The following is a 22,293-nucleotide window of genomic DNA, read 5'->3' as shown; positions in this document are numbered from 1 at the left end:
AGGCTCATTGTTGGTTTTAGAGGGAGGGGAACGTATAACCGTTGCCCTGGAGATGGTGCCCTAAGCTGCCACGCAGCCGTAGCGAGTGCACACAATTCATTACATTCGAATTCTCAGATGACCACGAAAAAATGTCTGTATCTATTAGCGTAAACCCCACACCATCGCCGGTATTGAACATTCGTGGCGCCTGCCCGCACGACTGCCCCGACACCTGTGGCCTGATCACCACGGTGGACAACGGCGTGGCCACCCGCGTGCAAGGCAACCCCGACCACCCGCACACCGATGGCGTGCTGTGCGCCAAGGTGAGCAAGTACACCGAACGCACTTACCACCCCGAGCGCATCCTCACGCCGCTCAAGCGCAGCGGCCCCAAGGGGAGCGGCCAATTTACCCCCGTGACCTGGGACGAGGCGCTGGCTGACATTGCGCAGCGCCTGTCCAGCATTGCCGCGCGCGCCCCCGAGGCCATCCTGCCCTACAGCTACGCAGGCACCATGGGCCTGGTACAGGGCGAGAGCATGGACCGCCGCTTCTTCCACCACCTGGGCGCCTCGCTGCTGGACCGCACCATCTGCGCGTCCGCCGGGGGCGAGGGCCTGGTGCAGACCTTGGGCGGCAAGGTGGGCATGAAGGTGGAGTTCTTTACCGAATCCAAGCTCATCCTTATCTGGGGCAGCAATTCGATTGGCAGCAACCTGCACTTCTGGCGCTACGCCCAGCAGGCCAAGCGCAATGGCGCCAAGCTGGTGTGCATCGACCCCCGCAAGAGCGAAACCGCCGACAAGTGCCACGAGCACATTGCGCTGCTGCCCGGCACCGACGCCGCCCTGGCGCTGGCGCTGATGCACGAACTGATTGCCAGTGACTGGCTGGACCACGACTACATCGCCCAACACACGCTGGGCTGGGCTCAATTGCGCGAGCGCGCCCTGCAATGGCCGCCCGAGCGTGCGGCCGAGGTGTGCGGTATCCCGGTCGAGCAAATCCGCCAGCTCGCCAAGGACTACGGCACCACAACGCCCGCCGCCATCCGCCTGAACTACGGCATGCAGCGCGTACGCGGCGGCGGCAATGCGGTGCGCGCCGTGGCCTGCCTGCCCGCGCTCACCGGCGCGTGGCGGCACCGCGCGGGGGGGCTGCTGCTGTCCAGCTCCGGGCAGTTTCCGGTGCAGCGTGCGGCGCTGCACCGCCCCGACCTGCTGGCCGGGCGCACACCGCGCACCATCAACATGTCCACGATTGGCGACGACCTGCTGCGCGAGGCCACGCCCGCATTCGGCCCCCAGGTCGAAGCGGTGGTGGTCTACAACAGCAACCCCGTGGCCGTGGCGCCTGATTCAGGCAAGGTGGCGCAAGGCTTTGCCCGCGAAGACCTGTTCACCGTGGTGCTAGAGCACTTTCACACCGACACGGCCGACTACGCCGACTACATCCTGCCCGCCACCACGCAGCTCGAGCACTGGGACGTGCACCTGGCCTATGGGCACACCGATGTGATGCTCAACCGCCCCGCCATCGCCCCCGTGGGCGAGGCACGCAGCAACGCCCAGATCTTCCGCGACCTGGCCGCCCGCATGGGCCTGACCGACCCCTGCTTTGCCGACAGCGACGAGGCCCTGTGCCGCCAAGCCTTTGGCAAGGCGGTGGACTACACGCTGCTGGAATCGCAGGGCTTTGCAACGCTGGCGGGGCCAGATGCTCCGTTTGCCGAGGGCGGTTTTCCCACGCCATCGGGTCAATGCGAATTCTTCAGCGCCCGGCTGGCTGCGCAGGGGCTGGACGGCCTGCCCGACCACCTGCCCAACCACGAGCTGCAGGGCACCAGCGCCCGCTACCCGCTGGCGATGATCTCGCCGCCCGCACGCAACTTCCTCAACTCCACCTTCGTCAACGTCAAGAGCCTGCGCACCATCGAAGGCCGCCCGCTGCTGGAGATGCACCCCGACGACGCCGCCGCACGCGGCATTGCCGACGGCAGCACCGTGCGCGTGTTCAACGACCGGGGCAGCTACCAATGCCACGCCGAGGTGTCAGCCCGCGCCCGCCCAGGCGTGGTGAACGGCCTGGGCATTTGGTGGCGCAAGCTGGGGCTGAACGGCACCAACGTGAACGAGTTGACCAGCCAGGCCCTGACCGACCTGGGCCGCGCGCCCACGTTTTATGACTGCCTGGTGGAGGTGGAGGCTTGCGCAGCGTGATGCTGCGCACGATTCCTCCGAAAGGTCTTCCTTCGAAACATTGCTATTGAATTAATAGCTTCTAGCGCTTATCCAATAAGCGCTAGAGGCCTTTTTTCTTCAACCCCCTGCTCACTGCAACTGCCGAGCAAAGAACTGCAGCACCTGAGCGTCCAGTTGCGGCTGAAAGGCCACGCGGTCAAAGCCTGTGGGGTTGGCGGCAGCATCCCCTGCGGCAGAGGGCAGGCTCATGGAGGGCTGCGTCATGAACGCAAAGTGGCCGGCCCCAGGCACCGTGCTGGCGTCCGCACCCGGCACATGGGCCGCGACGTAGCTGCCGTGGTACTGGCCGTTGAGCACCTGATCGTGTTCGGCCAGGATCAGCCGCACCGGCACACGCACAGCGGCCAAGCTTTCGGGGGTAAAGACCACGGCCATGGGAGCAAGCGCGACGACGGCGCGGATGCGCGGATCAGGCGCCGACACCCGTGCGCCATCCAGCGGCCGCACCACAGTGGAGGCGCTGCCTGCACTGCTTGCCATCGGTGCCGGTGCCGCAGCGGCTGTGGGAGCCCCCTCTGCGCCGTTGGAGCCCTTGGCCAGGCCGCAAAAGCCCGTGTCATCCTGCACCGTGCGGCAATGTTGCCCGGCACGTGCGGGCTCGGCCTGCGCCCCGGCCAGCGCCAGCACCGTGTAGCCGCCAGCGGAATGTCCTACCGCGCCAATGCGCCCGGCAGGAATGCGTGGCGCCCATTCAGGGCTGGCCAGTAAAGCGTCCAGCACACGGCTGACCTGGCGTGGGCGCTCCCCGAAATAGCTGCCAGAGGTGACCATGGACCGGTCTTGCCAGTTGTCCCCTGGATGGCGCAGAGCCGCCACCAGGTACCCATCCTCCGCTAGGCGCGTAGCCAGGTGATGCTGCCCGAATTCATTGCCGCCAGTGCCATGGGACAACAGGATCAAGCCCTTGAGCGCCGCAGCAGACACCGGAGCCCCCGGAGCCACCACCGGGCTCCAAGGCCCCATGGGAATGGGACGTGCCTGGGCGGGTGTGGGGTAGAACAGAGCCACGGTCACAGGCTCGTCGCCTGCCACCGTCATGGTGCGCAGGCCCGCCTGCTGCACAGGACCTTGTGCCGGCCCTTGCACCTGAGCCGGTACTGGCGCAGCCAGGGCGGCCGTTGCCAACGCACCGACGATGGCCCCGCGCCATGCGCCGGGAAGAATGCGAGCCACGAAGGGAAAAAAGCCAGAGCGGGAGGAGGAGATCACAGTGCGCCTTTCAAGGAAGGCCGCCAGTGCGGCGGCATGGGGGCACTGTAGAAAAGACGCGCCCAGCATTCCAGCGGTCTGCGACGAAGCGCGCCGCACCGGCGCGAAACCACAGCATGCAGGCGCGGGCTGCACCACCCGCGCCTGCAATGCCACGGCAAAGGGCTTAAAGCGCCGCTTCCAGAATCCGGCGGCTCACCGCAGGCGTGATCTCGCGCTGCTCGCCCAGCTTGACCATGCCGTGGGCTTCCAGCTGGGTGATGACGGTGTCGATCACTTCCGCACCGAGGCCGTAGCCCGACAGGCGGGTGCGGATGCCCATGCTTTCGAAGAAATCACGGGTGCGAGCGATGGCGGCGGTGATGCGTTCGTCTTCGCTGCCGGTGGTGAGGCCCCACACGCGTTCGGCGTACTGCAGCAGCTTGGCGCGCTTGGGGCCACGGCGCTCGTTGAGCAGCGCGGGCAGCACAATGGCAAGGGTGCGGGCGTGGTCGATGCCGTGCAGGGCTGTCAGCTCATGGCCGATCATGTGCGTGGCCCAGTCTTGCGGCACGCCCGCGCCAATCAGGCCGTTGAGCGCCATGGTGGCGGCCCACATCAGGTTGGCACGGTCGTCGTACACGGGCTCGGGGGCCGTAAGCAAGCGCGGGCCCACCTCGATCAGCGTGTGCAGGATGCCTTCGGCAAAGCGGTCTTGCACGGGGGCATTCACGGGGTAGGTCAGGTACTGCTCTACCGTGTGCACGAAGGCGTCGACCACGCCGTTGGCCAGTTGCTGGGGCGGCAGGGTGTAGGTCTTGGTGGGGTCCAGCACCGAGAAGACGGGGTAAGTGTGCTCGCTGTTGAAGGGCAGCTTGGCGCCCTTGGCGCGGTGGGTGATGACGCTGCCGTTGTTCATCTCCGAGCCCGTGGCGGGCAAGGTGAGCACAGCGCCAAACGGCAGCGCGCGCTGCACGTTGCGGCCAAATTTTTCCAAAATCGCCCAGGGGTCACCCCCCTCGAACAGCACCGCCGCAGCGATGAACTTGGTGGCATCAATGACCGAGCCGCCGCCCACAGCCAGCAGAAAGTCAAACCCGCCTTCGCGGATCTGCGCCACGGCGTTCATCGAGGTTTCGTAGCTGGGGTTGGGCTCAATGCCCGTGAAGGTGGCGTGCTGGCGGCTGCCCAGCGCTGTGCGCACCTCGGCCAGGGTGCCGGTCTTCTCGGCACTGGCGCCACCCACCAGAATCAGCACCTTGGCGGCGGCGGGCACTAGTTTGTCCAAGTCGGCAATGCGGCCCTGGCCAAAGGCGATGCGGGTGGGGTTGTGGAAGTCGAAGTTCAGCATGCGTGGGTTCCTTGGTGTGGAGAGGCGGGCCTGCAGAGACAAACCTGCGGCACCTGCTTGTTTGCAGCCACGAAGGTTAACGCTGCGGCGCAGCGGCGGCACGCCACCTTGGCGACAACCCTGCCTGGCGTGCAGCCTATGCGCAGGGCATCCGCCGAGGCGGGCACTTTCGGCCACAAAAAAGGGGGCGTACAAGCCCCCTTGGGTGGAATGCCGCCGCAGCCTGGTGGCGTCAGCGCTTTTGCTCGATGCGCACGGCGTTCAGGCCATCCGAGAAGCTCAGCTCATAACGGCCACCAGCAGGCACGCCCTGGATGGGCAGCTGCAACTTGCCGCCCTTGGCATCCACGATGAGGGTGGAGCGCTTGTCGCCCACATGGGTGACCATGAGGTACGGGTAGGTCTGCGCATCCCACTGCACCGTCAGCACCCCGCCCTGCTCCACCGCAGACATCTGCGGCGCACTGGCTTTGGTGTAGATGCCGTTCTTGGCCACGGCCTGGCTGCTGTACAGCACCTGGTCGCCGCGCAGGATGGCCACCGACAACACCTGCCCCGGGTTGGGCACCGAGAAGCTGAACAAGGCCAGGTCTGAGCGGTGGTCCAGCGTATCGGTGGCAAACGGATATTGCACCGTGCCCGTGGTGGTGGTGATGCGCAGGGTGTAAGGGCCGGGCGCAGGCGCTTGCAGCAGGCCCTGGAAGGCCTTGAGCGGGTTGACCTTGACGCCAGAAGCATCGAGCTGGCCGCTGATGAGCAGCAGCTCTTGCGGCAGCTCGGCCGCCTTGGTCTCGGTGACGTACAGGGCGTCCGCAGGGGTCAAGTGCTTTTGCATCTTGCGGTAGCTGTAGTCCGAGAAGCTGCTGCCGCCGCAGTAGCTCATGGCGTCGTGCTTGCTGGTGTCGGTGGCGTCAATGAAGGTGGCCGTGCTGAGGTTGTAGCCCCAGATGTAACGACCGCTGCCGCCCAGAGTGCCACCCGCGTAGGGGTACTGCGGGTCGCCGTTGGTCACGCCGCAGGGGGCGTGACTCAGGCTCAGGTTGTGGCCCAGTTCATGGACCATGGTGTCCAGCGCCACGCCCATGTTGTTGTTGGCAAACTTGCCCACACCCACCGCCGCGTTGCCGGGCACATAGCCCAGCCCCACTTGGCCGTAGGTGATTTTGGGCAGAAAGCCGTAGTAGTACGTGCGGCTGCTGCCGCTTTCGCTGGTGCGCAGGGCCGCCATCTCACCCAGGACCTTGCCCATGGCGGTGGACCACTCGGACTCGTTGGCCGGGAAGGTGGGCACCGCGGTGGAGGTGAACGTGGCGTGGATTTGCTCCGTCACCTTGCCCACCGGTACCTTGGGCTGGAAGTAGGCGGCCATGCCGGTAGGCATGTCGACGGTGGTGGACTCGATCTTGACCGGCACCGCCATGAGCGTAATAGCGTTTTCTGCGCCCACGCGGGGCGTGACGGTGGTGGGTGTCTGGCCATTGGCCAGGCTAACTTTCAAAACGACGCCGCTGTTGATCAACGCGGCCGGAATGGTGGCCGAGTACGCCGTGGTCAAGCTGGGCGAAGTAGGCGCTGTGGTGGGGATGGGGCCTGTGGGGGCCGTCATCGCAATGGTCTGCAGCAACTGGCCACTGCCGTTTTCCACTCGCAGGCTGCCCGTGGGCTTGGCTTCTGCGGTGTTGGTGGTGGTGACCTTGGCCAACAGCAGAACGTTTTTGTTTTTGACAAGCACCAGTTCCGCATCGGTGGTCGGGTAGACCATGGTCTGCGCCAGCTCGACACTGGCAATGCGGGCGGAGGACGTCGGTGCAGGCGCTGGGGCTGGCGCGGGGGCCGGAGTAGGTGCAGGCGCTGGCGTGGGAGCCGGTGCAGGTGCAGGTGCAGGTGCAGGTGCAGGTGCAGGTGCAGGCGTGGGCGCTGGGGCTGGAGTGGGCGTTGGCGCCGGAGCCGGTGCGGGGGCCGGAGTGGGCGTTGGCGCCGGAGCCGGTGCGGGGGCCGGAGTAGGCGTTGGCGCCGGAGCCGGAGTCGGTGTGGGAGCCGGAGCCGGGACCGGTGTTGGCACCGGCGCCGGCGCAGGTGCCGGGGTCGGCACTGGATTCGGCTCGGCCACAGGGGTTGGCGCCGGGGTGGTGGGGACGGCCGTTGGGGGCTCGGGCGTCGAGACCGTGCTGCCATCGTCGTTGCCGCCACCGCAGGCGGTCAGTGCCACCAGGGTGGTGAAGGCGGCGATGGCCCGCAGGCTGGCACGGCTCGCCGTGGTGGCACGGGGTGCCCACACCTGCCCCTCAGGCACCTGGGCGCCTTGGGCTGCGGCGGCGGGCGCAACAACACCTTCCCGAATGGCAACGAACTTTGAAACCATGGCTTTCCCTCTCTCGTCGTGAACTGGGGCCTGTTGCACTCAAACACCGGCCAAACACCCTGCAACGGCCCGCTTTATGCGGTGAAAAATGCGAAGAGCCTGTTCAACCCTTTTTTTGGGGCTGAACAGGCTCTTGGCCGAGAACAAAATTTTAGCTAACAGTATGCAAATGCCGGTAAGCATCTGTTACATGCAGCCATTTGCAAATGTTTGCGAATGGTTTGCCGCACCGCAGTGCCCAAAGTGCAGGGACGCGGACAGCCCAGGCTGCGCAAGAGGTCAGTCCAGGCGCACGCCTGCAGCCTTGATGATTTCGCCCCACCGCTTGGACTCGGCCCGCGCCATGGCGCGGAACTGCTCGGGCGTGCCGGGCAAGGCTTCCATGCCAAAGTCCTGCATGCGTTTGACCACGGCGGGGTTGGACAAGGCTTTGTTCAGGTCGGCATTGAGGCGGGCGGTGATGGCGGCAGGCAGGCCCGCAGGGCCCAACAGGCCCTGGAAAGCAAACACTTCCGTATTGGGGACACCGGCTTCGGCCAGCGTGGGCACATCCGGCAAAGCCGCCACCCGCTGGGCCGAGCCGATGGCCAGCGCTCGCACCTTGCCCGAGGTGATGACGGGCAGGCCCGCCGCCAGGTCCAGAAACATGCAGGGCACCTGCCCGCCCATCACGTCCTGTAGCGCAGGGGCTGCGCCCCGGTAGGGAATGTGCGTGAGGAAGGTCTTGGTGCGGTGCTTGAACATCTCCATGGCCAGATGGTGCGGCGAGCCATTGCCGGGCGAGGCGTAGTTGAGCTTGCCGGGGTTGGCGCGTGCGTAGGCCAAAAAGTCCTTCACCGTCTTGGCTTCAAACGCCGGGTTCACCACCAGCGCCAGCGGAAAGCGGCTGATGCCACCCACGTAGGTGAAGTCTTTCTCGGGGTTGAACGGCAGCTTACTGAACAAATGCTCGTTGAAGGCCAGCACGGCGTTGTCGGCCGACATGAAGGTGTTGCCGTCGGGCTTGGCTGTGGCCACCATCTGCGCGCCGATGTTGGTGGACGCGCCGGGGCGGTTGTCCACCACGATCTGCTGGCCCAGCGTCTGGCGCATGGCCTCGGCCACGGTGCGGGCCAGCACGTCGGTGCCGCCACCTGCGGGGTACGGCACCACCCAGCGCAAGGGCTGGTCAGGCCAGGCGGCTTGGGCGCGCGCCGAGGGAGTAGAGAGGGCCGACAGGGCCGCGCCTGTGGCGGCCAGGGCGGGAAGGGCTGATAGAAGGGTTCTGCGTTGCATGGCTTGTCTCCGTTTGCTTTATTTTTGATAGCTGCTAGCGCTTATCCAGCAAGCGCTAGTGCCATTTTTTTGTCTATACCCAGGGCGTTGTGTTACTCATCCCCGGGGAGGGGTCAAACCGCTTCGGGCGACGCAATCTCTTGGTCGATGGCGCCAAAAATGCTGGATCCGTCCTTGCCCTTGACCTCGATGCGGATGGTGTCGCCAAATTTCATGAAGTCGGTGCTGGGCTTGCCGTCCTGGATGGTCTCGATGCAGCGCTTTTCGGCAATGCAGCTGTAGCCCTTGGGCCATTCCATGCGCCCTTTTTGCTCCACGCCCTTGTTGCTCACGGTGCCGCTGCCCACGATGGAGCCCGCGCGCACGTTGCGCGTCTTGGCAATGTGGGCAATCAGCTGGCCAAAGTGGAAGGTCATCTCAGGGCCTGCATCGCACATGCCGACCTTACGGCCGTTCCAGGTGGACTGCACGGTGAGGTTCAAGCGGCCCTTGTCCCAAGCGTCGCCCAGTTCGTCCAGCGTCACGGCCACGGGGCCAAACGCGGTGGCGGGCTTGCTTTGGAAGAAGCCAAAGCCCTTGGCCAGCTCGGCCGGGATCAGGTTGCGCAGGCTCACATCGTTGGCAATCATCACCAGGCGGATGCCGTCCAGCGCCTGTTCGGGCGTGGCGCCCATCTTCACATCACCGGTGACGACGGCGATTTCCGCCTCAAAGTCGATGCCCATGGCCTCGCTGGGCACCACCACGGGGTCGCAAGGGCCGATGAAGTCGTCGCTGCCGCCCTGGTACATGAGCGGGTCGGTATAGAAACTCTCTGGCACCTCGGAGTTGCGCGCTTTTCGCACCAGTTCGACGTGGTTGATGTAGGCCGAGCCATCGGCCCACTGGTAAGCGCGCGGCAGCGGTGCCATGCACTGGGCGGGATCGAAGGGGAAGGCGTGGCGCGCGCGGCCGCTGCTCAGCTGGTCGTACAGGTCTTGCAGCTGGGGCGAGAGGAAGCCCCAGTCGTCCAGCACCTGCTGCAGCTTGCTGGCAATGCCGGTCGCATAATGGGCCGTGCCCAGATCACGGGAGACCACAACCAGTTGGCCGTCGCGCGAGCCGTCTTTGTACGTAGCGAGTTTCATGGTGGCAGGACCTTTGTCTCTCAGGGTTGGAATGGCGCCAAACCGGATTTCGAAATTCGGATTTCCTAGCGAAATTACGATTTGGTAAATTGATTTAACTAAACAAAACTCGCAAATTCTAGTGCACATGGACAAAGAACGTGCAGGGATCCAATCGGTGGAGGTCGGATTTGCCTTGTTGGAAGGGCTGACGCGCGCGCGCGGCCCTTTGATGCTGAAGGACGTGGCCGCTGCGGCAGGCATGAGCGCGGCCAAGGCGCACCGCTATCTGGTGAGCTTTCAGCGCCTGGGGCTGGTCACGCAGGACAGTCGCACCGCCCGCTATGACCTGGGCCCGGCCGCGCTCAAGCTGGGCTTGGCGTCGCTGGCCCGCCTTGATGCCATGCGACTGGCGCGCGAGCGTGTGCCCGGCTGGATGGAGGCGATTGAGCACACCCTGGCCCTGGCCGTATGGGGCAACCACGGCCCCACCATCGTGCACTGGGAGGAATCGCCCCAGGCCGTCACCGCGAACCTGCGCCTGGGCGACGTGATGCCCCTGCTGTCGTCTGCCACCGGGCGCTGTTTTGCGGCCTACATGCCACCGGATGCCGTAGCCCCCCTGCTGCAAACCGAACTGGCCCAGGCCGCCAAGCTGCGCCGCACCGATCTGCCCGCCACCCTGCCCGAGGCCCAGGCCATGCTGGCCGAGGTGCGCGAGCGCGGCATGGCCCGGGTGGTGGACACGCTGCTGCCCGGCATCGTCGCCTTTTGCGCCCCGGTGTTCGATGCCGACGGCCACCTGGCGCTGGGCATCACTACGCTGGGCTCCCTTGCCACGTTCGACCCCGAATGGGGCGGCGCGGTGGAGGCACCGCTGCGCACCGCAGCGGCCCAGTTGTCGGCCGACCTGGGCGCGGGCTGCGCGTGAAGCCCGTGGCGCCACAGCCCCGCCCCCTGAGGCGCTGATGCCACGGCGCACGCTGCTGGCCCTGACGGCGCTGGTACTGGCCCTGCACTGGCTGGTGCTGCACGGCATTCCTCTCGCGTGGGAAGGCTCCACCACCCCTGCGGGCAAGGTGTTCAGCACCCGCAGCGTGGCCGCGCCCCCATCAGCAGCGGCCCTGCCACCACCCAGCCAAGCCAGCCCGGCCGCAACCCCTGCGGCGGCGCCCCAGGCAGCCAAGCCGCGCCCTGCGCCTCCCAAACGACCTCCAGCCCACAAGGCTCCAACGCCCTCGGGGCAGCCCCCCGAGCCGGCTGACACCACGCTGGCCACAGACACCGCTGGCGATGGGCCTGCGGCGGCCTACCCCGCAGCCAACGCAGAGCTATGGGCTGGTGGCGCAAACGCCCCAGGCACGCCAGCCTCCGCAGCCGCCCCGGACATGGCCCCTGCGGCCTCAGCCCCCCAGCCCGCCGCCAGCGCGCCACCGGCCCAGGCCAGTGCGGAAGGCTCCGGCGTAGACATCACCCCACCGGGCGGCCAGCCTGGAGAAGGTGCCAGCACCGCCGCGCCCCCCGTGCGCTTGCCTGCGCCCGTCAAGCTGGCCTTTGATGTGGCCGGGCAAGCCAAGAAGTTTGACTACCAGGCCCGCGCCGAACTGGTGTGGCAGCACGACGGCGCCCGCTACGAGGCCCGCCAGGAGATCAGCGCCTTTTTGGTGGGCTCACGTACCCAGCGCAGCACCGGCATGGTCACGCCCCAGGGCCTGCAACCCGAGCGATTTGGCGACCGCAACCGCAGCGAACGCGCCGCCCACTTCGACTACGCCCGGGGCCGTGTCACCTTCAGCGCCAACACCCCCGAAGCCGCCGTGGGCCCTGGCGCCCAGGACCGCCTGAGCGTTTTCATCCAGCTCGCGGGCCTGCTGGCCGCAACCCCTGAGCGCTTTGTGCCCGGCACCCAGCTGACGCTGACCACCGTGAGCGCCACCAGCGCCGACCGCTGGACCTTCACCGTGGAAGCCCCGGAAACCCTGACCCTGCCCGCAGGCACCCTACCCACCCTCAAGCTGCAGCGCCTGCCCCGGCGCGACTACGACCAAAAGGCCGAGCTGTGGCTGGCCCCCAGCATGGGTTACCTGCCCGTGCGCATCAAGATCACCCAGGCCAACGGCGACTTTGCCGACCTGCGCCTGCGCGCCAGCGGCCCGCCCTGAACCGCTGTGCGCCCACCACCTGTTGTGCAAAAGCGCAGCGGAACAGCAAAAAAGCACCGCCAGCCTGAATGCGTTGCGGATTCATGGAATACTGGTTGCGAGCCTGCGAATGCGGTTTCAGGGGCCCGCCCCTTGAACTCTGCCCACCCGCTGTCATCTGACTTTTGTATCGACTGGGGGAACACCATGCAAATGCTCTACGACTCTGAATCCTTTGTGGTGGTCCACATGCTGCCTGACGCCGTGGAGAAATCGACCCAGGCGCTCAACGACACCGCGCCCCCCAAACCCCAACTGGCCCGCCACGGCTTTGAAATCGTGGACAAGCGCTCGGGCAAAGAGGTGTACCTGGACGGCTCCTGGGCCGAAATGTTCCAGGAGCAAATCCTGGCCTGGCAGCGCGACACCCCCACGCAGGAAGAAGTGGAGGACGCGCTGGACCGCTACGCCGGGCTGGCGCAGAACCCGGTGATCGTGCACTGAGCAGCGCCCGAACTGGGCGGCTCGCCTGCCTTCACTCCGCTGCGCCTGCTGACGCCTCTGGCGGGTAAATCCGCCGGTACAGCGGCGCCACCAGCATCAACACCGCCATCAACCGGCACACCTGAAAAGCCGTGACCACTGGCACGCCGAGTTGCAGCACCTTGGCGGTGATCGACATTTCAGCAATGCCGCCGGGCGAAGTGCCCAGCACCAGCGTGGCCCAGGGCAGGCCCGCGCCCCAGGCCAGCAGGGCGGCAAAAGCGGCGCACACGGCCATCAACCCCAGCGTACCGACCGCCACCGAGGCCAGCCAGCGCGGGGCGGCGCGCAAGAAATCGGCCCGAAACCGCACGCCCAGACTCACCCCAATCACCAGTTGCGCCGCATTGACCAAGCCTTGCGGCACAGCTGACAAGGTGATGCTGGCCATGGTGAGCCCCATGGAGACCAACATGGCGCCCATGAACCAGGGGTTGGCGCGGCCCAGCCGGTCCATCAGCAGCGCGCCAGCGCCGGTGAGGGCGCCCAGCAGCACCAGCCCCTGCCAGTCCACCACGCGCACCGGGGGCGCCAGCACGTCCAGTCCATGCAATCCACTCCACTGCAGGGCAAACGGAATAGTGAGGGTGACGATGAGCAGCCGCAGGCTGTGGCTGGCCGCCACCAGGTCGGTGCGGGCGCTTTCGCGCTCGGCCAGCAGCGTCATCTCTGATGCAGCGCCGATGGCCCCGGCAAAGTAGCTGGTGGCGCGCAGCATGGGCGCGGGCACACCGTGCATGCGCGGTGCGTGCAGCCGGTACAGCCAGGCACCAAAGCCCCAGCCCAACAGCAGCGCCCACCCAATGCCCAGGGCAATCGCCCACCACAGGCTGCCTACCAGGGCCGTGACCTCGGGCGTGAAATACAGGCCCAGCGTGGCGCCAATGGTCCACTGCCCGGCGTTGCGCAGCGTGCCCCAGCTTTCGGTGGGTGCGCCGCCAATGGACAGCAACGAGGTGGCCACCAGCGGCCCCAGCATCCACGGCAGCGGGGTGTGCAGGGCCACGCAGGTGGCGGCTGCGGCCCAGGCCAGCAGCAGGGTCAACAGGGTGTGGAGAAAAAATCGAACAGACATGGAACGCGACGGGGGCCAAAGAGCCCGTCGAGTATCGCGCCCACCCAGTCCGCCATGGGCCTGGAGGGAATGCCCACCCGCCAGGGCTGCCATCGCCATGCGGTACGGCCTGCGCTGCAATGCGCACACCCATTCACAATCAAATCCACCCCTAGCGCTTATCCAATAAGCGCTAGCAGCTATACATTCAATAGCATCAACCCACGCGACGGCGGGCGGCCATCTCCAAGCCCATGGCATGCAGGTCGCCCTGGGCCAACAAGGCCTGGGCACAGGGGTAGGCGGTGCCCTCTTCGGCCTGGATGTGCTGCTGGTAGCGCTGGGCGAACTGGTCGAGCCGGGCCTCGTCCTCGGCCCCAAAGCCTGCGGCCGCGCCCTCGGCCAGGGCCTGCAGCGCGCCCCGGGCAGCAGCCCAATCGGCGGCCATGCAGACGTGGTCGTGCTGCAGCTGCTGCACCACCGCCACCACCGACGGCGCGCCCTGCGCCAGCAGCAACGGGAACACATGCAGCTCCTCGTCCTGGTGGTGCAGGGGCGCAGCGATGTCAAAGTAACGCAGCACATCGCGCGCGGCCTGGCGGGCGGCCTCGTCAGCGGCTTGCTCGCGCACATACGCGCGCAGCCGCTGCAACAGGGTCAGCGTGCGCTCCACGCGCTCGTGGCAAGCCTCCAGCATGGCAAAGGGTTGTTCAAACCCCACGGCGGGGGTGTTGAAACCGGGCAGGCCCGCAGACGTTGCCATGCCAGCCCCTAGCCCAAGCGCACAGGCTGGCCCTGGCGGTCGAAGGGGATGAACCCCTCCATGACGCCGCGCTTGATGGCATCGACCATGCGCTGCAGGGGGGCCTCGGCATCGGCGCTGGTGGGAGCCTGGTTCAGCGTGCCGGACATGGCGGCCGCAAACACCATGACCCAATCGTGCCCGGGGGCCGTGAACTGCTGGGCCTCGGCGACCAAGGCGGCGAACGAGGGCAGCTCCTGCGGGGTCTTGTCCACGCACATCCGCGGCACCAGGGCCCCGCCCTGCCCTTGTTCAAAGCGGGCGCGCTGGGCTTCGGTGGCGTCGTCTGGCAGCTCCACACCGGCAAACACAAACAGCAGGCGCTGGGGCTCGGGCTGCTGGCGCGCAGCCACCAGCAAGTCGTCAAAGGAGGCAATATTCATGGGGGTCTCTTCAAAATCCGTCGGTCACATCAAAACCCGGGCAGGATACCTCGGTGCTCATCGAGCGTGCTCACATAGCTGCTGGCTGCGGGCCGCACGCGGGCGGCCTTGCGCGAGACCACGGTGCCGATGCTCACAAAGCACAGGGCCTGCTCATCGCACCCCAAGCGGAACAGCGCGCGCAGGCTGGCCGCCTTGAGCGCCTTGCCGCTGGTGAGCGCCGAGCCAAAGCCCTGCGCCGTGGCCATGAGCAGCATGTTCTGGATGGCGCAGCCTGCCGACACCAGGCGCTCGGCCAGGTCGATGTCGGCGTCGCCACGCGCAGCGTCCACCACCGCCAGCAGCAGCACGGGCGAGCGGTAGGCCTTTTCGCGGGCCTGTTCGATTTGTTCGGGCGTGGCCTCTGCGTCGCGCTCCTGCAATGCCAAAGCAAACACGTCGGCCAGCAGGGTTCGGGCCGTGTCGGGCACCAGCACAAAGCGCCAGGGCTGCAGTTGCCCATGGTCAGGCGCGTGGGCTGCGGCCTCCAGGATGGCGGCCAGCTCGACCACGTTGGGGCCAGGCGCGCCCAGGCGCTTGGGCAAGATGGTTTGCCGCGACTGGATCAGCGCAGCCGCCATCGCAGCCGTGTCGTCCGGGCCGGCAGCGGCCGCTGACGCGGCGCAGCCTCTCCCACTGCGGTCTGCAGGGGCGGCAGATGCGGATGCAACGGCACCGCCGCGTGCACTACCGTGTGCGCGCCCAGACGGCGTGTGGGGCGGCATCGGCTTCAGGGGCCAAGGGATGACAGACATGCAAGATCCTCCGCTACATCATTTCAGCCAGGGCGGCCATCGGGACGCAGGCGCCCATACCAGCGCGCCAGCCGCACACCCCAGGCCCCCATAGTGGCCGCCCAGGTGCAGGCACTGGCCAACAATACCCAGGGCAACCACACGCCAGGCAGGCCGGGCACCGTGGCCCCTATGCGCAGCAGCGTGGCCGCCTGCAACAACCAAAACAGCGACCACGCAATGCGATCAGCCACCAGCGCGCGGCCACTGTGACCGCAAGACACCCGTGTGACCATGGCCAGCATGAGCGATGCCAGGCACCCCATGGACAGCGCATGCAACGCCCCCAGGCCCAAACCACCCAGCCCCCCAGCCACCGCCAGCCACTGCGCCGCGCCGCCCAGGACAAACGCCACGCCCAGCCAAAAAAAGCCAATGTGCAGCATGGCCAGCAACTTGTTCTTGAGGCTTTGCACCAGCCCCCACACCCAGGCCAGCCAAACCAGCACGCAGCCCACAGCCACCTGCAAGCCACCGTGCACCACGGCCCATGCCGGGCCTGCGGCGCTGGCGGACACCCCGGCAAACTCCAGCCAGGCCGCCAGCACCTGCATGGCCGCTGCCGCCAACATGAGCCACAGCACCCAGAAGGGGCGCCACGCCTGCACCATGGGCATGGCGCTGGAGGTGAAAAACGGAATCATGCGGTGCGCCACCGAGACGTAGACCACCACCACAAAGCCCCACAGCGCGGTGAACACGCAGACACGGGCCAGCGCATGCGAACCCCACACCATCGCGAGTGCCACCCCAGCCGCGCTCAGGCTGCCCACCACACAGGCCGTGGCGATGGCGCGGGCGTGCAGCTGGTCTTCAGCCTGGCTCAGGCGCACACGGCCCCAGAACTGTGCCGTCATCCAGCCCAGCCCCACACAGGCCAGCAGCAGCCCTGCCAAGGCCAACGGTGCCCCCAGGTGTGCCCCCGCCAGCCACAGCAGCCACCCACCAGCCTGCAAAAACAACACGGGGCGCAAGGCAGACACGGGCAAGGGGTCTACCCCCAGCCACTTGGGGCCTGCCGTGAAGAGAAAGCCCGCAAAGTACAGCGGAATGAAGCCCAGCACCATCACCGTGGAATGCACCAGCGTGGGCGACAAGGCCAGGGCCTGCGCGTACCCCAGCCCCCACCAGCCGGTGGCGCGGTCGACCTGCACCGCCAGCCACCAAACCGCCGAAGCCACCAGCACCACCATCGCCAAAAAGAAGCTGAGCCGGTGCGGCGCCAGCATGAGGTACTGCCAGCGCCAGCGCTTGTCGAGCTGGGCCAGCACCTCAGGCGATGGCTTGCCCGAGGCCACCTTCAGCGCAATGGTGGGGCGGGGGTTGTTCATCCACAGCTCCCCAGGTGACCGCACTGCGTGCAGTAGTCGCAGCCGTCCTTGCGGATCACCGCGTGGGCACCGCATTCGCTGCACTTCTTGCCCGCCATGGCGGGGGGCATGCCCAGAGGGGCTTCGGGCTCGTCCAGCGGCAGCGATTGCTGCTGCGGCTCGGCCACGCGGCGCGCCAGGATGTTTTGCACCGCAAAGGCAATGGCAGCCACTTCCGAGTCATGCCACATGGGCACCATGGCGCCGTCCGCACGCTGGTGGGTGCCCAGGCGCACAGGGCCCCGGTCCCACGCGACCTTGCGCATGTCGGACAAAGCCCGCTCCAGAAAACCACCGCGCGCAGCCAGCGAGAGCAGCCGCATGCTGGAGGTGATCCACTGCTGCGATTCGCCGCTTTGGCCCACAGGCATGAAGAACTCGATGGCGCGGTCCACCGTGCGGTTGCCGATACCCGTGGGAACGGGCAAGAAGGACACGATGATGTACAGCGTCTTGTGGCCCTCTTGCGTCCAGTACTCCACCTTTTCGGCCACGGCCGAGAGCCCCCCCTTGGGGCGGCTCTCAATCACAGTGCGCATGGGGTCGACCGGCGGGGCGGACACCGCTGCTGGCGCAGGTGCTGCGACGGGTGCTGGCGCAGGGGTCGTCACCTCCAGCACCGAGCCCAAGATGGCGTTGGGCCGGTAGGTGGCCAAGCCCTTGAGCCGCGCGCGCCAGGCCTGCAGGTACAGGTCCTTGAAGTCCTCGTAAGGGTAGTCCGCCGGGATGTTCACGGTCTTGGAAATGGCCGTGTCCACAAACGGCTGCACCGCTTCCATCATGGCGATGTGGTCCTGCGCGGACATGGCCAGGGCCGACACGAAGTAGTCGGGCAGCGCATTCACATCTCCACCACCATCGCGGTACAGGCGCCAGGCGTGGTCTTCCACCGCGTATTCGCTGGTGCTGCCATCGGCCTCGCGCTTCTTGCGCTTGTACATCCACGAGAACGGTGGCTCGATGCCGTTCGATGCATTGTCGGCAAACGCCAGGCTCACCGTGCCCGTGGGCGCAATGGACAACAGGTGGCTGTTGCGGATGCCGTGCTTGCGAATGCTCTTTTGCAAGGCCGCAGGCAAGCGACTGGCAAAGGTGCCCGAGGCCAGGTAGCCCTCGGCATTGAATTGGGGGAAGGCCCCCTTCTCTTGCGCCAGTGCCACCGACGCCTCGTACGCCGCATCGCGCATGCGCTCGGCGATGCGGGCCGCCAGGGCGCGCCCCTCGGGCGCGTCGTAGCGCTGGCACAGCATGGCCAGGGTGTTGCCCATGCCGGTAAAGCCCACGCCAATGCGGCGCTTGGCCATGGCCTCATCGCGCTGCTGCGGCAAGGGCCAAAACGTCACATCCAGCACGTTGTCGAGCGCCCGCACCTGCAGCGCCACGGCCTGCTCAAACGCCTCAAAATCAAACGCCGCCACACCGCCACGCCCAAACGGGTGGCGCACAAAGCGCGTGAGGATGATGGGCCCGAGGTCGCAGCAACCGTAGGAGGGCAATGGTTGCTCGCCGCAAGGATTCGTCGCAGCGATCTCTTCGCAGTAGTGCAGGTTGTTGTCTTCGTTGATGCGGCCCAAAAACAGGATGCCCGGCTCAGCAAAGTCGTAGGCCGATTTCATGATCGTGTCCCACAGCTCGCGGGCTGGCACGGTGGCGTAGACCCACTGGCCATCGGCGCGCTGGTGCGCACCTTGGGCCTGCAGGGCTGCGCCGGGACGGGCCCGGTGCACCAGTTCCCAGGGCGCGTTGGCCTGCACGGCCTCAATGAACGCGTCCGACACGCCCACCGACACGTTGAAGTTGTTCCAGCGGCCCGGCGTGCGCTTGGCCGTGATGAACTCCTTCACATCGGGGTGGTCGATGCGCAGCACGCCCATCTGTGCACCGCGCCGCGAGCCTGCACTCTCGACCGTTGAGCACGACTGGTCGAACACATTGATGTAGCTGCAGGGGCCAGACGCCATGGAGTGCGTGCCCTTGACTTCCGCGCCCCGTGGGCGGATGCGAGAGAAGTCATAACCCACGCCACCACCACGGCGCATGGTTTCTGCGGCTTCGCGCAGGGCTTCGTAAATGCCGGGGTAGCCTTCATCGTCTACACCCTGGATGCAGTCGCCCACGGGCTGCACAAAGCAGTTGATGAGCGTGGCCTGGATGTCGGTGCCCGCCGCACTCATGATGCGGCCCGCGCCGATGGCGCCCGCATGCAGATTGGCGAGGAACAGGGCCTCGTACTTTTCGCGCAGCTCGGGCGCCTCAACCGAGGCCAGCGCACGCGCCACGCGGCGGTACAGGTCTTCCACACCGGTCTCGCCGGGCTTGAGGTATTTCTCGCGCAACACATCCAGGCTGATGGGTTGCAACGCAGACAGGGGGGAGGGAATGGAGGGGGGTGTTTCGCGCTTCATGGCTCGGAATGATTCAGGGTTACCTTCCCGGTGGTCTTGCGCTCCGTCAAGAAGGCATCAAAGCAGAGACCTGCCTTTCTGCGCAACCTGCGAAGACGGCAATCCCTAATCCAGCAGCACCTGACCATCGTGCTCCACGTAGGGGTGGTAGGGCCCAGTGCCGCTGTTGTCAGCCCGTGATGCCGGCACGAAACCACCCGTCTGCACATCAAAGACGTGGACTTCACCGTCTTCGATCACGTAGTGCCAGCCGTGCAGGCTGATCTGGCCACTCTGCACACGGCTGCGCACCATGGGGTACTCCATCAGGCGTTCAAGCTGAAGCACCACGGCACGCTGCTCCGTGCGGCGCAGCGCCTCGGGGCCCGGCTGCACGGGCAGCAAGGCCTCGCGCCCCAGGTCCAGCCAACGGTTGAGGTTGGGGGCCTCGGGCGAGACCTCACCATACATGGCCTTGATAGCCCCACAGTGACTGTGGCCGCACACGATGATGCGGCGCACCTGCAGATTGAGCACCGCAAACTCGATAGCGGCCGTGGTGCCGTGGTGGCCGTGGGAGCCGTCATACGGAGGAATGAAGGCCCCCACATTGCGCACCAGAAACAGCTCGCCCGGCCCCGCACCGGTCAACAGGTAGGGCACCAGGCGCGAGTCAGAACAGCCGACAAACAAAGTGGTAGGGTGCTGCCCCTCATCCACCAGGGTCTGGAACTGCTCGCGGTACTGGGGAAATGCGTCGTTGTGAAAACGGCGCAGGCGGTCCAGCAGTTCGTCAGGCATAAGGTGGCAATCGAAAAAATGCAGTGCCGCTATTGCACCAGCGGCGATTCGGCAGCATCGAGCGCCACCCCTTCGACCACGGCGGCGCCTGCCAGCAGTTGCAGGTATTGGCGCAGCGCGTTCACCCAGGCCTGTTGGCGCAGGGTGAGTGCGATGGCCTGGCGTACTTCCTCGAACGCGGGCTGCTGCCCAGGGTCGCGGGCCACCACCTCCACCACATGCAGGCCAAAGCGGCTGTGCACCAGGCGCGCCAGCACACCGATCTCGGCGCCGCCAAACACCTCGCGGGCGAACTCGGGGGCGCAATCGGCGCGGGTGAGCCAGCCCAGGTCTCCGCCCTGCTGGCCACTGGGGCAGTTGGACCACTGGGCGGCAGCCTTGGCAAACTGGGCACCGCCATCGTCCGCGCAGCGCAGCTCGATCAGCAAGGCCTCGGCCCGCAGGCGCAGCTGCTTCACATCCACGCCCGGCGTCACGGCAAACAGCACATGGCGCAGTTGCGCACGCTCCCCCTGGGCGTGTGCCGCGGGGTGGGCGTCGTGGTAGCGGCGGCAGGCTTCTTCTGAGGGATCAGGGACGTCCAGCTCGCGCTCCAGCAACTGCTCAATGGCATTGGAGGCCTGGACGCTGATGGCCCCCTCAACACCCGGCACATCGCTCGCGGGCAGCAGACCCGCCTGTTGCGCCGCCTGGCGCAGCAGCTCGGTACACGCACGCTGGCGCAGGGCCTCTTCGTCCAGCAACTCGTGCGGGGCGTTGAGGGCCACGCCATTGATGCGTGCCACCTCGGCCACCACCGAGCCCATGCCCCCCATGGCGCCAGCTTGTGGTGTCTGGGTGGCTTGCTGGGGCGCATCGGCCATCGTTGCAACCAGGGCCTCGTAGGCCGCTGTCTGCGTAGGGGTCAGCGTACTGGCCGTGGCCGCAGCGCTGTTCTCGGTGGAGCTGCAGCCGCAGCTCCCGGTTCCACATCCGCTCATGGTGTACTCCTTGGATGGGTGGGTTTCAGGCACGGCGGTCTTGCGACTGCATGTGGCCTGCGGGCAGGTTCAGGCGGCGCGCACGCACCACCTGGTAGGGACGCAGCACATAGGCCAGCGTGCCAAAACCGCTCCACACGTGCACCAGGCGGGTGAACGGGAAGATCAGGAAGATGCTCATGCCCAGGAACATGTGGGCCTTGAAGATCCAACCGGCTTCGGCCAGCAGCTCCACCCCCCCACTGCGGAAGGTCACCACGCGCTGGCCCCACTCGGCCAGCTTCATCATCATGGATCCGTCCAGATGCTGCGCGGACAGAGGGATGGTGGCCAGGCCCAGCGCCAGTTGCAACCACAGCAGCACCAGAATCAGGATGTCGCTGACCTTGGACGTGGCGCGGATGCGCTCATCCGACAGGCGGCGATGCAGCAGGATGGACAGGCCGATGAAGCCCAGCGTGCCCGCAATCCCCCCGGAGACCATGGCCATGAGCTGCTTTGCACCCGCACTCATGAAATGCTCATACAGAAAGTGCGGCGTGAGCATGCCCACGGTATGGCCGAAGAACAGGAACAGCACGCCGATGTGGAACAGGTTGCTGCCCCAGCGCAGGCTGCCGGTGCGCAGCAGCTGCGACGAGTCGCTCTTCCAGGTGTACTGGTCGCGGTCAAACCGCGCCCAGCTGCCAATGAAGAAAACGGCCAGGCACATGTAGGGATAGATGCCAAACAACAGGGTATCGAGCCAGGTGGTCATGCTGAGACTCCTTCTGGTGCCCGCTCGGCGCGGGGGGTACGAACAAAATGCATGGGCTGCGGCTGGTCAGGCTTGGCCTGGCCCTGGGTGCTGCAACCCCCAAACGCTTCGGGCTCGGCCCACACCTCGTCCATCTCGGGCTCGGGGGTGAGCGCCACCGACTGCACACGCTGGCCCGACACTTCGAGCACGGCTGCGATCACGCTGGCGTAGGGGCTGTTGCGCGCGACCAGTGCGCTGAACAGTGCATTGAGGATGTGGGCCATTTCGCCCAGGAACTCCTTGGCCACTTCGGGCGGCTGGGTGGAGGCGAACTCCAGCACCACCGGCAGGTGGTCGGGCAGCTCGTCGGCCTGGAATTGCAGGCCAGCCTTTTCATAGGTCTGCATCAGGTCGATGAGCGCCGGGCCGCGGTCGCGCGAGTCGCCGTGCACATGCTCGAACAGGTGCAGAGAGGTCTGGCGGCCCCGGTCGAAGTTGTCCACGTAGCGGGCTTCGGCTTCCAGCGGGTCGAGTGCTGCAAGGTGCTGGCACACGGCTTCGAGCTCGGCCATGCGTTCGGTGGTCAGGGCCTGCTCTACCTGCAGCGCGTCGATGAGCTGCGGCATCACGCTGCGCAGCTGCGCATCGGGGTAGCTCAGCAGGTAGCCCAGGGCGCGCAGGGTCAGGCGCACAGAGGTCGGGTTCTTCTTGAACATGGTGATTCCTTCCTGTGTG

Annotated in this window: 19 protein-coding genes; 4 read left to right on the top strand and 15 right to left on the bottom strand. The window is 66.6% G+C overall.

The genetic code is table 11. The annotated features are described in order from the left end of the window. Window positions 1-131: 131 nt before the first annotated feature. On the top strand, window positions 132-2,204 hold the full coding sequence (locus tag CLU86_RS20265) for a molybdopterin-dependent oxidoreductase (protein ID WP_099742873.1): 2,073 nt from the start codon (window positions 132-134) through the stop codon (window positions 2,202-2,204). Between the two features lie 111 nt (window positions 2,205-2,315). Here CLU86_RS20265 and CLU86_RS20260 read toward each other — a convergent pair whose 3' ends face one another. The 5 genes from CLU86_RS20260 to CLU86_RS20240 form a co-directional block, all read right to left on the bottom strand. Beyond that, complete coding sequence (locus CLU86_RS20260; RefSeq protein ID WP_233195127.1) at window positions 2,316-3,419, bottom strand: alpha/beta fold hydrolase; 1,104 nt, start codon at window positions 3,417-3,419, stop codon at window positions 2,316-2,318. Between the two features lie 202 nt (window positions 3,420-3,621). Further along, window positions 3,622-4,785 carry an iron-containing alcohol dehydrogenase gene (locus CLU86_RS20255; RefSeq protein ID WP_099742872.1) on the bottom strand — a complete coding sequence of 388 codons (1,164 nt, stop codon included), beginning with the start codon at window positions 4,783-4,785 and terminating at the stop codon, window positions 3,622-3,624. 232 nt (window positions 4,786-5,017) lie between these two features. Then, the gene (locus CLU86_RS20250; RefSeq protein WP_099742871.1) at window positions 5,018-7,147 is read right to left on the bottom strand and encodes a M66 family metalloprotease; all 2,130 of its coding nucleotides are present in this window, start codon (window positions 7,145-7,147) and stop codon (window positions 5,018-5,020) included. Window positions 7,148-7,426: 279 nt separating this feature from the next. Then, window positions 7,427-8,422 (bottom strand): tripartite tricarboxylate transporter substrate binding protein, encoded by a 996-nt coding sequence (locus CLU86_RS20245; RefSeq protein WP_099742870.1) that lies wholly within the window; start codon window positions 8,420-8,422, stop codon window positions 7,427-7,429. 113 nt (window positions 8,423-8,535) lie between these two features. After that, window positions 8,536-9,549, bottom strand: coding sequence for a fumarylacetoacetate hydrolase family protein (locus CLU86_RS20240; protein WP_099657666.1), 1,014 nt, complete (start codon window positions 9,547-9,549; stop codon window positions 8,536-8,538). A gap of 127 nt (window positions 9,550-9,676) precedes the next feature. Here CLU86_RS20240 and CLU86_RS20235 point away from each other — a divergent pair, with 127 nt between their 5' ends. The 3 genes from CLU86_RS20235 to CLU86_RS20225 all read left to right on the top strand — a co-directional run bounded on the left by CLU86_RS20235 (window position 9,677) and on the right by CLU86_RS20225 (window position 12,173). Then, window positions 9,677-10,459: an IclR family transcriptional regulator gene (locus tag CLU86_RS20235; protein WP_099742869.1), complete on the top strand. Its 783-nt coding sequence runs from the start codon at window positions 9,677-9,679 to the stop codon at window positions 10,457-10,459. A 37-nt stretch (window positions 10,460-10,496) separates the two neighbouring features. Next, on the top strand, window positions 10,497-11,690 hold the full coding sequence (locus CLU86_RS20230) for a DUF3108 domain-containing protein (protein WP_099742868.1): 1,194 nt from the start codon (window positions 10,497-10,499) through the stop codon (window positions 11,688-11,690). A gap of 186 nt (window positions 11,691-11,876) precedes the next feature. Further along, window positions 11,877-12,173: a DUF3567 domain-containing protein gene (locus CLU86_RS20225; RefSeq protein ID WP_099657663.1), complete on the top strand. Its 297-nt coding sequence runs from the start codon at window positions 11,877-11,879 to the stop codon at window positions 12,171-12,173. Window positions 12,174-12,204: 31 nt separating this feature from the next. Here the strand turns inward: CLU86_RS20225 and CLU86_RS20220 are convergent, their stop codons facing one another. From CLU86_RS20220 to narJ, 10 genes are all read right to left on the bottom strand, one after another. Then, the gene (locus CLU86_RS20220) at window positions 12,205-13,287 is read right to left on the bottom strand and encodes an AbrB family transcriptional regulator (protein WP_099742867.1); all 1,083 of its coding nucleotides are present in this window, start codon (window positions 13,285-13,287) and stop codon (window positions 12,205-12,207) included. A 196-nt stretch (window positions 13,288-13,483) separates the two neighbouring features. Then, window positions 13,484-14,029, bottom strand: coding sequence for a hemerythrin domain-containing protein (locus CLU86_RS20215; protein WP_099742866.1), 546 nt, complete (start codon window positions 14,027-14,029; stop codon window positions 13,484-13,486). A gap of 8 nt (window positions 14,030-14,037) precedes the next feature. Then, window positions 14,038-14,451, bottom strand: a complete 414-nt coding sequence (locus CLU86_RS20210) for a ribonucleotide reductase subunit alpha (RefSeq protein ID WP_099742865.1) — start codon at window positions 14,449-14,451, stop codon at window positions 14,038-14,040. Between the two features lie 29 nt (window positions 14,452-14,480). Further along, a complete protein-coding gene (locus CLU86_RS20205) occupies window positions 14,481-15,245 on the bottom strand; it encodes a nitroreductase family protein (RefSeq protein ID WP_369803852.1) in 765 nt (254 codons plus the stop codon). A gap of 23 nt (window positions 15,246-15,268) precedes the next feature. Next, a complete protein-coding gene (locus tag CLU86_RS20200) occupies window positions 15,269-16,615 on the bottom strand; it encodes an NnrS family protein (protein WP_099742863.1) in 1,347 nt (448 codons plus the stop codon). Next, a complete protein-coding gene (locus tag CLU86_RS20195; protein ID WP_099742862.1) occupies window positions 16,612-19,059 on the bottom strand; it encodes an adenosylcobalamin-dependent ribonucleoside-diphosphate reductase in 2,448 nt (815 codons plus the stop codon). Before CLU86_RS20195 ends, CLU86_RS20200 begins: the two co-directional genes overlap by 4 nt. A 105-nt stretch (window positions 19,060-19,164) precedes the next feature. Beyond that, a complete protein-coding gene (locus CLU86_RS20190; RefSeq protein ID WP_099657656.1) occupies window positions 19,165-19,839 on the bottom strand; it encodes a carbonic anhydrase in 675 nt (224 codons plus the stop codon). 29 nt (window positions 19,840-19,868) lie between these two features. Beyond that, complete coding sequence (locus CLU86_RS20185) at window positions 19,869-20,702, bottom strand: peptidylprolyl isomerase (protein ID WP_369803879.1); 834 nt, start codon at window positions 20,700-20,702, stop codon at window positions 19,869-19,871. 142 nt (window positions 20,703-20,844) lie between these two features. Next, a complete protein-coding gene (narI, locus tag CLU86_RS20180; protein WP_099742861.1) occupies window positions 20,845-21,576 on the bottom strand; it encodes a respiratory nitrate reductase subunit gamma in 732 nt (243 codons plus the stop codon). Then, window positions 21,573-22,274 (bottom strand): nitrate reductase molybdenum cofactor assembly chaperone, encoded by a 702-nt coding sequence (narJ, locus tag CLU86_RS20175; RefSeq protein WP_099742860.1) that lies wholly within the window; start codon window positions 22,272-22,274, stop codon window positions 21,573-21,575. Before narJ ends, narI begins: the two co-directional genes overlap by 4 nt. Window positions 22,275-22,293 lie beyond the last annotated feature (19 nt).

The organism is Acidovorax sp. 62 (assembly GCF_002754495.1).
In the GTDB taxonomy this organism is placed as follows: domain Bacteria; phylum Pseudomonadota; class Gammaproteobacteria; order Burkholderiales; family Burkholderiaceae_C; genus Acidovorax.
Note: the sequence above shows the minus strand (reverse complement) of the source record. Positions and strands in the feature narration are given on the sequence as shown.

Excerpts from the sequence above, each read along its gene's own strand:
- CLU86_RS20230 (WP_099742868.1), top strand. The coding sequence starts at position 10,497 with ATGCCACGGCGCACGCTGCTGGCCCTGACGGCGCTGGTACTGGCCCTG.
- CLU86_RS20215 (WP_099742866.1), bottom strand. The coding sequence starts at position 14,029 with ATGGCAACGTCTGCGGGCCTGCCCGGTTTCAACACCCCCGCCGTGGGG.
- CLU86_RS20245 (WP_099742870.1), bottom strand. The coding sequence starts at position 8,422 with ATGCAACGCAGAACCCTTCTATCAGCCCTTCCCGCCCTGGCCGCCACA.
- CLU86_RS20205 (WP_369803852.1), bottom strand. The coding sequence starts at position 15,245 with ATGTCTGTCATCCCTTGGCCCCTGAAGCCGATGCCGCCCCACACGCCG.
- narI (WP_099742861.1), bottom strand. The coding sequence starts at position 21,576 with ATGACCACCTGGCTCGATACCCTGTTGTTTGGCATCTATCCCTACATG.
- CLU86_RS20185 (WP_369803879.1), bottom strand. The coding sequence starts at position 20,702 with ATGGCCGATGCGCCCCAGCAAGCCACCCAGACACCACAAGCTGGCGCC.
- CLU86_RS20240 (WP_099657666.1), bottom strand. The coding sequence starts at position 9,549 with ATGAAACTCGCTACGTACAAAGACGGCTCGCGCGACGGCCAACTGGTT.
- CLU86_RS20220 (WP_099742867.1), bottom strand. The coding sequence starts at position 13,287 with ATGTCTGTTCGATTTTTTCTCCACACCCTGTTGACCCTGCTGCTGGCC.
- CLU86_RS20195 (WP_099742862.1), bottom strand. The coding sequence starts at position 19,059 with ATGAAGCGCGAAACACCCCCCTCCATTCCCTCCCCCCTGTCTGCGTTG.
- CLU86_RS20235 (WP_099742869.1), top strand. The coding sequence starts at position 9,677 with ATGGACAAAGAACGTGCAGGGATCCAATCGGTGGAGGTCGGATTTGCC.
- CLU86_RS20225 (WP_099657663.1), top strand. The coding sequence starts at position 11,877 with ATGCAAATGCTCTACGACTCTGAATCCTTTGTGGTGGTCCACATGCTG.
- CLU86_RS20190 (WP_099657656.1), bottom strand. The coding sequence starts at position 19,839 with ATGCCTGACGAACTGCTGGACCGCCTGCGCCGTTTTCACAACGACGCA.
- narJ (WP_099742860.1), bottom strand. The coding sequence starts at position 22,274 with ATGTTCAAGAAGAACCCGACCTCTGTGCGCCTGACCCTGCGCGCCCTG.
- CLU86_RS20255 (WP_099742872.1), bottom strand. The coding sequence starts at position 4,785 with ATGCTGAACTTCGACTTCCACAACCCCACCCGCATCGCCTTTGGCCAG.
- CLU86_RS20210 (WP_099742865.1), bottom strand. The coding sequence starts at position 14,451 with ATGAATATTGCCTCCTTTGACGACTTGCTGGTGGCTGCGCGCCAGCAG.
- CLU86_RS20265 (WP_099742873.1), top strand. The coding sequence starts at position 132 with ATGTCTGTATCTATTAGCGTAAACCCCACACCATCGCCGGTATTGAAC.
- CLU86_RS20200 (WP_099742863.1), bottom strand. The coding sequence starts at position 16,615 with ATGAACAACCCCCGCCCCACCATTGCGCTGAAGGTGGCCTCGGGCAAG.
- CLU86_RS20250 (WP_099742871.1), bottom strand. The coding sequence starts at position 7,147 with ATGGTTTCAAAGTTCGTTGCCATTCGGGAAGGTGTTGTTGCGCCCGCC.